At 37.4% G+C, this 10752-nt stretch carries 11 protein-coding genes; all 11 read left to right on the top strand.

The genetic code is table 11. The features are described from left to right. Positions 1-16 precede the first annotated feature (16 nt). The 11 genes from rimP to dnaK all read left to right on the top strand — a co-directional run bounded on the left by rimP (position 17) and on the right by dnaK (position 10680). Entirely contained in the window at positions 17-490 is a 474-nt protein-coding gene (rimP, locus tag AC6UC9_RS03285) for a ribosome maturation factor RimP (protein ID WP_500701135.1), read from the top strand. Between the two features lie 13 nt (positions 491-503). Continuing rightward, complete coding sequence (gene nusA, locus AC6UC9_RS03280; RefSeq protein ID WP_500695578.1) at positions 504-1616, top strand: transcription termination factor NusA; 1113 nt, start codon at positions 504-506, stop codon at positions 1614-1616. Positions 1617-1635: 19 nt separating this feature from the next. Beyond that, positions 1636-1938, top strand: coding sequence for an RNase P modulator RnpM (rnpM, locus tag AC6UC9_RS03275; protein WP_500693841.1), 303 nt, complete (start codon positions 1636-1638; stop codon positions 1936-1938). Beyond that, positions 1925-2224, top strand: coding sequence for a L7Ae/L30e/S12e/Gadd45 family ribosomal protein (locus tag AC6UC9_RS03270; RefSeq protein WP_500701134.1), 300 nt, complete (start codon positions 1925-1927; stop codon positions 2222-2224). Before rnpM ends, AC6UC9_RS03270 begins: the two co-directional genes overlap by 14 nt. 23 nt (positions 2225-2247) lie before the next feature. Further along, positions 2248-4761, top strand: a complete 2514-nt coding sequence (infB, locus tag AC6UC9_RS03265) for a translation initiation factor IF-2 (RefSeq protein WP_500701133.1) — start codon at positions 2248-2250, stop codon at positions 4759-4761. 21 nt (positions 4762-4782) lie between these two features. After that, positions 4783-5136 carry a 30S ribosome-binding factor RbfA gene (gene rbfA / locus AC6UC9_RS03260; RefSeq protein ID WP_500693838.1) on the top strand — a complete coding sequence of 118 codons (354 nt, stop codon included), beginning with the start codon at positions 4783-4785 and terminating at the stop codon, positions 5134-5136. 62 nt (positions 5137-5198) lie between these two features. Beyond that, entirely contained in the window at positions 5199-6110 is a 912-nt protein-coding gene (truB, locus tag AC6UC9_RS03255; RefSeq protein ID WP_500701132.1) for a tRNA pseudouridine(55) synthase TruB, read from the top strand. A gap of 8 nt (positions 6111-6118) precedes the next feature. Next, the gene (ribF, locus tag AC6UC9_RS03250; RefSeq protein ID WP_500701131.1) at positions 6119-7069 is read left to right on the top strand and encodes a riboflavin biosynthesis protein RibF; all 951 of its coding nucleotides are present in this window, start codon (positions 6119-6121) and stop codon (positions 7067-7069) included. Between the two features lie 90 nt (positions 7070-7159). Next, positions 7160-8203 (top strand): heat-inducible transcriptional repressor HrcA, encoded by a 1044-nt coding sequence (gene hrcA / locus AC6UC9_RS03245; protein WP_500701130.1) that lies wholly within the window; start codon positions 7160-7162, stop codon positions 8201-8203. Further along, on the top strand, positions 8200-8781 hold the full coding sequence (grpE, locus tag AC6UC9_RS03240; RefSeq protein WP_500701191.1) for a nucleotide exchange factor GrpE: 582 nt from the start codon (positions 8200-8202) through the stop codon (positions 8779-8781). The genes hrcA and grpE overlap by 4 nt, the downstream gene beginning before the upstream one ends. Before the next feature lie 39 nt (positions 8782-8820). Next, entirely contained in the window at positions 8821-10680 is a 1860-nt protein-coding gene (gene dnaK / locus AC6UC9_RS03235) for a molecular chaperone DnaK (RefSeq protein WP_500701129.1), read from the top strand. Positions 10681-10752: the final 72 nt, after the last annotated feature.

Below are 10752 nucleotides of genomic sequence, written 5' to 3'. Positions count from 1 at the left end.
TTAGGAGGTAAAGTATTTGAGCGAAGTTATTGATAGAGTTACTAAAACCGTTCAACCGATTTTAGATGATAACAATTTTTACCTTTATGACATTGAGTATGTTCAAGAGGGTGGAAGCTGGTATTTGCGAGTTTATATTGATAAAGACCAAGGAATTAGTTTGGATGACTGTGTTTTGGTTAGTGATCAGTTAAGTGAAAAACTTGATGAATTGGATCCAGATCCATTTGACGAACCATACTTCTTAGAGGTGTCTTCGCCGGGTGCTGAACGGCCATTAAAACGGGAGTCTGATTATCAAAATGCAATTGGTGATTATATCCACGTTTCTTTATATCAAAAACTCGATGGGAAAAAGTCTTTTGAGGGAACCCTCAAAAATGTTGATGATGATAAATTAACGTTAGCAATTAAAGATAAAACGCGAATTAGTGAACTTGAAATTCCGCGAAAATTAATTTCAAAAGCTAGATTAGCAATTGAATTTTAGTTAGGAGATTAAAATGAGTAAAGAATTAGTAAGTGCGCTTGATCAACTTGAAAAAGAAAAGGGCGTAAAAAAAGAGGTTGTGATCGATGCCTTAGAAGCGGCATTGTCTTCGGCTTACAAACGTAACTTTGATCAGGCTCAGAACGTCGAAGTTAACTTCGACGAAAAAACTGGAAGTATTCATGTTTACGCTGTTAAAAAAGTAGTTGATAAGGTTGAGGATCAACGGTTAGAAGTTAGCTTGGATGAAGCTTTAAAGATTAATAAAGGGTACGAGCTTGGTGACGAAATTAAGTTTGAAGTTACACCAAAGAATTTCGGAAGAATTGCTGCCCAAACCGCTAAACAAGTTATTACTCAAAGGGTTCGTGAAGCTGAACGTGAGACCGTTTATGATAAGTACAGTAAGTATCAAGATGAACTTGTAACTGCTGAAGTAGAACGTCAAGATAGTCGTTTTGTGTATATGAACCTTGGTCAAGTTGAGGCCGTGATGGCTAAAAATGATCAGATGCCAAATGAAACTTATCGTCCACAGGACAAGTTAAAAGTGTATGTTACAAACGTTGAAAATTCCTCAAAGGGACCACAAATTTTTGTAAGTCGAACTGCACCTGGAATGCTAAAACGACTTTTTGAACAAGAAGTTCCCGAAATTTATGATGGAACAGTTGAAATTGTCTCGATTGCAAGGGAGGCCGGCGACCGTGCTAAGGTGGCTGTTCGTTCTAATAGTTCTGATATTGATCCAGTGGGAACTAGTGTTGGACCTAGAGGAACCAGAGTGCAAACAATTGTAAATGAACTTGGTGGAGAAAATATGGACATTGTCCAATGGGATGAGAATCCAGCTGAGTACATTGCCAATGCATTGAAACCCGCTGACGTTATTGACGTTATTTTTAAAGATGGAGACGATCGTTCTTGCACCGTTGTTGTTCCAGACGACCAGTTGTCGTTAGCAATTGGGAAACGTGGTCAGAACGCACGGTTAGCCGCTAGACTGACTGGATACAAGATTGACATTAAATCCGAATCAGAAATGGATGGCACTGACGAAAGTGACAGTGAAGATAATCATTCTACTGATGATGTTTCATCAAATGAAGACGAAAACGAGGAATAATTTTTGAGGAGGTACTGTTATGAGAAAAAGAAAAGTGCCAATGCGAAAAGATGTGGTGTCGGGTGAAATGGCACCTAAACGACAATTAGTAAGAATTGTTCGTGATAAAGAGGGTAATGTGTCAGTCGATCCAACTGGGAAAAAATCTGGTCGAGGAGCTTACGTAAAGATTGACGTAACAATTGCCAAAAAAGCCAAGCAGGATAAAATCCTTGATCAAGTTTTTGATGTAACTTTAACAAATGATTTTTATGATGAACTTATTAGTTACGTCGACCATAAGCAGGCTCGACAGGAATTGATTGATAATGACAAATTATAATAAAGTCTTAAACTTATTGGGAATTGCAAGACGAGCTGGTAAAATAATCTCAGGTGAGGGAATTGTCTTGAATGCAATTAAAAAGGGACAGATTAATTACCTGTTTATTGCATCAGACTGCGGTGCAAGTACCAAAAAGAAGTTTCTCGATAAAAGTAAATTCTATGAAGTTCCAGTTAATACTGGTATGCTTAAAGATGATCTTAGCGAGGCGATTGGGATGAAACGATCAATCGTAGCGATTAAGGATAAAGGATTTTCGAAAAAATTTAAAGAATTAAAATAATACAAGTAAAGGAGTGTGATTATATGGCCAAAAAAAGAATTTATGAATTAGCCAAAGAGCTTAATATACCTAGTAAACGTGTGATTGACACTGCTAAGTCAAATGGTTTTACGGTTAAAAACCATATGTCATCGCTTGATTCAAATCAGGAGAAGACCGTCCGAGGCGCGCTTAAGAATAGTCAGAAAGCGGCCAGTGGAAGTGAACAACGGCATGCTCCAGCAAAAAAGACTGCTGACTCCCGTAACGGAAGTAATGGTCACAATACTTCAAAACATGAAAATGGTCAGAATAACAATCATTTTGGTAGAAGCAATCATTCTAACAATCAACATCGACCAAGTAATTCTGAACATAAACAAGTAAATAAACATCAAAATAATGGGCAAACAAGTAATCAGCGTCCAGAAAATGCTCATAGCAATGGTGTTCATACTAGCGGTCAGCACCGGAATCAGAATTCAAGTAATCATTTTAATCACAACAATCATCAAAATAGTCAACATTCGCACACGAATAATAGTCAAAGTGCGACCCATGCGAATAGTAATCGTCCCGCAACTGCAAATAGTGCAAGCAAGAAGCCGGTTAATAATACTTCTAAGCCACATAATAACGGAAGTGGAAAATTTGGTGGTAGTTTGAACCGCAACAAAAATAAAAAGGGCAAGAAGCGTAATAAGCGTCGCGATAATCGTTATAATATGTATTCTAAGAATCAACGAATTCGTCAGAATCACAAAAAGAATGCGGCGCCAACCCGTAAGAGTCGTCCATTACCTAAAGTTTTAATCTATCAGGATGGTATGAATGCGCAGGATCTTGGTAAGTTACTGCATCGGGAACCAGCAGAGATTGTTAAAAAATTATTTATGCTGGGAATGATGGTTAATCAGAATCAATCCTTGGATAAGGATGCCATTGAACTTCTTGCCACCGATTATGGGATCGAAGCTAAAGAAAAAGAAAATGTTAATGTATCAGATATTGACAAGTTCTTTAATGAAGAAGAGCATAACACCGATTACCAAGAAAGCCGTCCACCCGTTGTTACCATCATGGGACACGTTGATCATGGTAAAACCACGTTACTAGATTATCTTCGTCATTCACACATTACAGCAGGTGAAGCCGGTGGGATTACTCAAGCTATCGGTGCTTATCAGTTAAAACATGGCGATAAGACCATTACCTTCCTTGATACTCCAGGACATGCTGCTTTTACTGCCATGAGAGCTCGTGGGGCTGACATTACCGATGTGACTGTTTTGGTAGTGGCAGCTGATGATGGTGTTATGCCACAGACTGTTGAAGCAATTGATCATGCTAAAGCAGCGGGAACTCCAATTATTGTGGCGGTTAATAAAATTGATAAACCGAATGCCAATCCACAACATGTTAAAGAGCAATTGATGAATTATGGATTGGTTCCTGAAGATTTTGGTGGAGATACGATTTTTGTTGATATTTCTGCTAAAAATGGAACTAATGTTGATGAATTGTTAAATATGATCTTACTTCAGTCCGATGTGCTTGAACTTAAGGCTAATCCAAAACAAAATGGAGCTGGCTCAGTCGTTGAAGCAAGATTGGATAAGGGTAAGGGCCCTGTTGCTACCCTTTTGGTTCAACAAGGAACTTTGCACGTTGGGGATCCAATCGTTGTTGGTGACACTTTTGGTCGAGTTCGAACCATGACTAATGAGAACGGGAAAGAAATCAAGAATGCTAAACCGTCAACTCCAGTTGAAATTACGGGGTTAAATGATGTTCCTGAAGCCGGTGATCGTTTTGTTGTCTTTAATGACGAAAAGACTGCTCGTGCTGCTGGAGAAGAACGAGCTAAAGAAGCCCAAATCGAAGAACGGAAGCAAAATAACCGTGTTACTCTTGATAACTTGTTTGATTCAATGAAACAAGAAGATATGAAACAGGTTAACGTAATTATTAAAGCTGATGTACAAGGATCAGTGGAAGCCTTAGCTGGAAGCCTCAAAAAAATCGATGTTGAGGGAGTTAAGGTTAACGTTATTCATGCTTCTGTTGGTGCGGTGAACGAAAGTGATGTTGCACTTGCTGAAGCAAGTAATGCCATCATCATTGGTTTTAATGTCCGTCCTACTCCGCAAGCTAAAGCTCAATCTGAAACTGATAAGGTTGATATTCGTCTTTATCAAGTTATCTATAACGCCATTGATGACGTGGAAGCTGCAATGAAAGGCATGCTTGATCCAACTTATGAAGAAGAAGTTACTGGTAATATTGAAGTAAGACAAATTTATAAAGCTTCTAAAGTTGGAACGATTGCTGGTGGAATGGTTCTTGATGGGTACGTAAAAAGTGATAGCAAAGTTCGTCTGATTAGAGATAATGTTGTGATTTATGATGGAGAGCTTGGTAGTCTAAAGCGTTTTAAAGATGATGTTAAAGAGGTTAAACAAGGCTTTGAGTGTGGTTTAACGATTGAAAACTATAATGACATTAAAGTTGGAGATAAAGTCGAAGCATACCACATGAAAGAAGTCCAACCTAAGTAGATACCGTAAGGAGTGATTGTCATGGCACAATATCGTGTTGGAAGACTACAGCAGGAAATTCAAAAAGAAGTCGACGATATTTTACTTAAGCGTGTTCGTGACCCACGAGTTCAAGGAGTAACTATTACTGGTGTTGAAGTTACTGGTGATTTGCAGCAAGCTACGATTTATTACAGTAGTTTATCTGACAAGAAGTCTGAACAAGAAAAGGTTCAAAAGGGCTTGGATAAAGCAACTGGTTTAATTCGAGGCGAGTTAGGTCATCGGTTAAGTATCTACGTTACTCCAGAGATTCATTTTGAACGGGATGGATCCATTCAATACGGAAGTAAGATTGATCGTTTGATTGATAATTTAAATAAAAAAAATAAGTAAAAAATTGACTGGAAATATTTATTTCCGGTCTTTTTTGCGTATATGGTACAGGAGTGAGTGAATTGGTCACTGGAATTATCCCTTTGTATAAGCCTAGGGGAATGACGAGCTTTGATTGTGTGAGTAAGATTCGACACATTATTGGACAAAAAAGAGTGGGCCATAGTGGCACACTTGATCCTAATGTAGATGGAGTTTTACCGATTTGTTTGGGCCATGCCACTAAAGTAGTTGATTATTTAATGCAATCAGGGAAGGTTTATAGTGGGTCAATTACGTTAGGTTTTTCCACTACTACCGAGGATTTAGATGGTGAAATTATTGATACTAATTTTGATTTTCAGCCAATCACAGATCAAGAAATTGACGAAGTCTTGAAATCATTTTTGGGGATTTCGACCCAGATTCCTCCCATGTTTTCCGCTGTTAAAGTGAATGGAAGAAGGTTATATGAGTACGCACGTGCTGGTATGAAAGTTGATCGTCCTAAAAGACAAATTAACGTTAGTCAATTTGTTCGTATCAATGCGAGTTTCTACAATCGTGATACTCACACCCAAACCTTTAATTTTGAGGTGAAGTGTGGAAAGGGAACTTATATCAGAACTTTGGCAACTGATTTTGGGAAAAAAGTTGGAATCCCAGCTGTGATGTCAAGTTTAACTCGGACTAAAAGTGGTGGATTTAATCTTTGCGATACAGTAACTTTTAAAGATATTAAAGAAGCCATGAATTCTAATCAAATCAATAAAGTTGTTTTTCCAATTTCACATGCTCTTAAAGATTTTAAGACTATTGTGATTAATAAAGAGCAGTGGAATCGTGTTCAAAATGGCGGTTTTTTAAGTATTGATGAGATCGCTTGTCAAGATGAAGTGATAGTTTTAAAGTATAATAATATTGATCGAGCTTTGTATTATAGAAATGAACAGGAAAATAATTATAAGCCCAAAAAAATGTTTGATTTAGATTAGAGGAAATTATGGAAGTCAATTATTTATCATACCCACTTGATAAGAACGAAAAAAATCGTCCCCAAGTCATTGCAATGGGGTTTTTTGATGGAGTTCACCTGGGACATCAAAAAGTGATTAATCAAGCTAAACAAATTGCTAAACAAAAAAAACTTCCTTTGGCAATTTTAACTTATGATCATCACCCGTCGTTAGTGTACAAAAAGTTGGATGGAAATGAAAAACGTTATTTAACCCCGCTTAACCGTAAGTTACATTTATTTGAGCAACTGGGGGTTGATGTGGTCTATGTCATCAATTACAACTTTGCTTTTCAAAATCAAAATCCCCAAGAATTCGTTGATAATTATTTGATTGGATTGAATGCTGATACGGTTATAGCAGGATTTGATCATACTTATGGAGAACAAAATGCGGGCATGAAGGAGCTCCCTCAATATGCCAGGGAGCGATTTGATGTAGTCAGTGTGGCCGCTGATGAAATGGACGACAAGAAGGTTAGTTCTACTAGGATTCGTCGAAATCTTGAACAGGGACACATCCGGACGGTTAACGATCTTTTGGGATATGAATTCGAAAATGACGGAGTGGTTGTTCATGGATTTGCTCGTGGTCGTGAATTAGGCTTTCCCACTGCTAACGTTGAGTATTCGGCAAAACAGCAGTTGCCCAAACTTGGGGTGTATGTGGTCCAGCTTGAAGTTAATGGTACGTGGTACAAAGCGATGGCATCAATTGGCAAAAATGAGACGTTTGGAAATGATAATCCAGTTACTTTAGAAATTAATATTTTGGATTTCGATCAAAATATCTATGGTAATCACGTCAGAGTTAGATGGTTATCGAAAATGAGAGACGAGGTCAAATATCAGGGGCGGAAACCGTTGATTGATCAATTAAAAATTGATGAAAGTAACACCCGATCTTATTTTAAGAAATACATTAATTCTCACCAGTAAACTTATTTCTTGACGTTCTTTAATACCTTTGGTAAGGTATAAATGTACGTTAGCACTTGATAATAAAGAGTGCTAAAAGAGGTGGTAAGAATGCTCACAAAGAGACAAGATATGATTCTAAAGTACATTGTTGATGACTATACTAACAATGGTGTTCCAATTGGATCAAAACGCTTGGCTGATCAACTCCCAATGAATGTTAGTTCGGCTACCATTCGTAATGAGATGGCGGTTTTAAGTGGTCAAAATTTGATTCAAAAAGTTCATACTTCGTCTGGAAGAGTTCCTTCAAATGAAGGATATCGATATTACATTGATAATTTGGTTAATCCTGTACTGGTTGGCAATGAAGAAAAAAGTTTGATTCATAATGCTCTGGGAGGAACATTTCAACAAATTGATGATATTGTTAAACAATCTGCTGATATTTTGTCCAGCTTGACCGATTATACCGCGATGACTTTGAGTCCAGAACAGACTAATACCGAAACTTTACAACATTTTCAACTAATTAAGTTAGCCGATCACCAAGTGATGGCAATTATGGTGATGAATGATGGGCAAGTTGAAAGTCAGCCCTTTATAACTAATCACCAAATTGATGAAGATAAGTTACTTCAAGTAACTAATTTAGTTAATGACAAGCTTTTTGGTAAGACAATTCCGGAAGTTTTAGAGGCACTTAAAAGTACAATTCCTGAAGAAATTAGACGCTATTTAACTTCTTCAGAAAACTTTGTTGGAGCCTTTGAATACGTCATTAATAAATCGCTTAAAGACCATTTCTTTGTTAGTGGAAGAATGAATTTATTGGATACAATGGATGATAAGAACGATCTAAAAAATATTAAGCCACTTTATTCAATGTTTGGAAATAACTCGAATATGGCAAAAATTTTAGATAATGAATCCAAACCCATTTCAGTTATGATTGGTTCTGAACTACGAAATGATTTATTGAAAAATTATAGTATTATCTCTGGAACTTATGATGTTGGGATTCATGGTGTTGGTAGGATTGCTGTAATTGGCCCTACCAGAATGTCTTATCCTAAGGTTTTGGGTCTAGTTGATGCGTTTAAAGATGAACTTCAGAAACGAATCAATGGATACTATGATAATTATGATAAATAAAAAGGAGGTTCAAAATGGCGAGCGAGAAGGAAAAGCAAAGTAAAGATTTAGATGATAAAACGGAAAATGTTGATGAATCGAGTAAGTCAGAGCAAGAAGTCAAAACAGACGAGAAAGATGATTCTGCAAAAAAGATTGATGAACTAAATCAACAACTAGATTCAGTTCAAGACAACTACTTACGAGCAGAAGCTGAGATTCAGAACATTCAAAATCGAAACAAAAAAGAGCGTGCTGATTTAGTAAAGTATGGTGCACAAGATCTTGCTAAAGACGTTGTGCCTGTGATGGATGATTTAAAAAGAGCTCTTGACGTTGACGTTTCTGACGAAAACGGTAAGCAACTCAAAAGGGGGATCGAAATGGTCCAACAACATCTTGAAAAAGCTCTGAAGGATAATGATATTTCGGAAATTAATGCTAATGGAGTGGAATTTGATCCTAGCTTTCATCAAGCTGTTCAAACGGTTGCTCCAAGTGATGAACATCCAAAAGGAACCGTAGTATCGGTACTTCAAAGCGGTTATAAAATTGCTGATCGGGTCTTAAGACCAGCAATGGTAGTAGTGGCACAGTAATTAAATAGTTATTAAATATATAAAAAGAAGGTTTAAGTTATGGCAAGTAATAAAGTTATTGGAATTGATTTAGGAACAACTAATTCAGCTGCAGCCGTTATGGAAGGTAATGAACCAAAAATCATTACCAATCCAGAAGGATCAAGAACGACCCCATCAGTAGTTGCTTTTAAAGATGGTGAGATTCAAGTTGGTGAAGTTGCTAAGCGTCAAGAAATTACTAACCCAGATACTGTTGTATCAATTAAGAGTCACATGGGTGAGCAAGGTTACAAAGTAAAGGCAAACGGAAAAGAATATACTCCACAACAAATTTCAGCTATGATTCTTCAGTACATTAAAGGCTATGCGGAAGATTACATTGGTGACACTGTTAGTGAAGCTGTTATTACCGTTCCTGCTTACTTTAATGATGCACAACGTCAAGCTACTAAAGACGCTGGTAAAATTGCTGGGCTTGATGTTAAGAGAATTATTAACGAACCTACTGCTGCTTCACTTGCATATGGGTTAGACAAAAAAGATAAAGATGAAAAAATCTTGGTTTATGATTTAGGTGGAGGTACTTTCGATGTTTCCGTCCTTGAATTAGGTGACGGTGTCTTCCAAGTTCTTTCAACTAATGGTGATACTCACTTAGGTGGGGATGACTTTGATAAGAGAATCATGGACTGGTTAATCGATAACTTCAAGAAGGAAAATGGGGTTGACCTTTCAAAGGATAAGATGGCTTTACAACGTTTGAAAGACGCTGCTGAAAAAGCTAAGAAAGACTTGTCAGGTGTAACTCAAACTGAAATCTCACTTCCATTCATTTCTTCTGGTGAAAATGGTCCGCTTCATTTACAAACCACGCTTACACGTGCTAAGTTTAACGAATTAACTTCTGACTTAGTTGAAAAGACTAAGGCTCCTTTAGACAATGCTTTGAAGGATGCTGGACTTTCAGCTAGTGATATTGACCAAGTAATTCTTAATGGTGGTTCAACTAGAATTCCTGCTGTTCAAGAGGAAGTTCAAAAGTGGACTGGTAAAGAACCAAGTCATTCAATCAACCCCGATGAAGCTGTTGCTTTAGGTGCAGCTATTCAAGGTGGAGTAATTACTGGTGACGTTAAAGACGTTGTTTTACTTGATGTTACTCCACTATCACTTGGTATTGAAACGATGGGTGGTGTATTCACTAAGTTAATCGATAGAAATACAACCATCCCAACTTCCAAGTCACAGACTTTCTCAACTGCTGCTGATAATCAAACGGCCGTTGACATTCATGTTTTGCAAGGTGAACGTCCAATGGCTGCTGATGATAAATCATTAGGTCGTTTCCAATTAACTGACATTCCTGCAGCACCAAGAGGTGTTCCCCAAATCGAAGTTACCTTTGATATCGATAAAAACGGAATTGTAAATGTTTCTGCTAAAGATAAGGGAACTGGAAAACAGCAAAAAATCACCATCAAAGATTCCAATGGTCTATCAGACGACGAAATCGATAAGATGATGAAAGAAGCCGAAGCAAATGAAGATGCTGACAAGGAAAAGAAGAACAAGGTTGATCTAGATAATGAAGTTGACCAATTGATCTTCCAGACTGATAAGACATTGAAAGATGTTAAAGGCAAAGTTTCAGATGATGAGATTAAAGCCGCTCAGGATGCTGAAGACGAACTCAAAAAAGCTAAAGAAGATGGCGATACTGATGCAATGAAGACTAAAAAGGATGCTTTGAACGAAAAGGTTCAAGCATTAGCAGTTAAATTGTATCAACAAAACCAAGGCCAAGCTGATCAAGGACAACAAGGTGGAAATAATGCTAACGGTGGACCATCTAATGGAAATGATGATAATACTGTTAATGGTGACTACCATGAAGTCCATGATGATGACAACAAATAATTGTGGCAATTGAGGCTATTAACAATTGATGAAAAGCTAAAGTCAGTTTGATGGGCTTTGGCTTTTTGTTGT

The organism is Fructilactobacillus sp. X7R4C1, from assembly GCF_059901115.1.
Note: the sequence above shows the minus strand (reverse complement) of the source record. Positions and strands in the feature narration are given on the sequence as shown.

Excerpts from the sequence above, each read along its gene's own strand:
- rnpM (WP_500693841.1), top strand. The coding sequence starts at position 1,636 with ATGAGAAAAAGAAAAGTGCCAATGCGAAAAGATGTGGTGTCGGGTGAA.
- dnaK (WP_500701129.1), top strand. The coding sequence starts at position 8,821 with ATGGCAAGTAATAAAGTTATTGGAATTGATTTAGGAACAACTAATTCA.
- hrcA (WP_500701130.1), top strand. The coding sequence starts at position 7,160 with ATGCTCACAAAGAGACAAGATATGATTCTAAAGTACATTGTTGATGAC.
- rbfA (WP_500693838.1), top strand. The coding sequence starts at position 4,783 with ATGGCACAATATCGTGTTGGAAGACTACAGCAGGAAATTCAAAAAGAA.
- infB (WP_500701133.1), top strand. The coding sequence starts at position 2,248 with ATGGCCAAAAAAAGAATTTATGAATTAGCCAAAGAGCTTAATATACCT.
- ribF (WP_500701131.1), top strand. The coding sequence starts at position 6,119 with ATGGAAGTCAATTATTTATCATACCCACTTGATAAGAACGAAAAAAAT.
- nusA (WP_500695578.1), top strand. The coding sequence starts at position 504 with ATGAGTAAAGAATTAGTAAGTGCGCTTGATCAACTTGAAAAAGAAAAG.
- AC6UC9_RS03270 (WP_500701134.1), top strand. The coding sequence starts at position 1,925 with ATGACAAATTATAATAAAGTCTTAAACTTATTGGGAATTGCAAGACGA.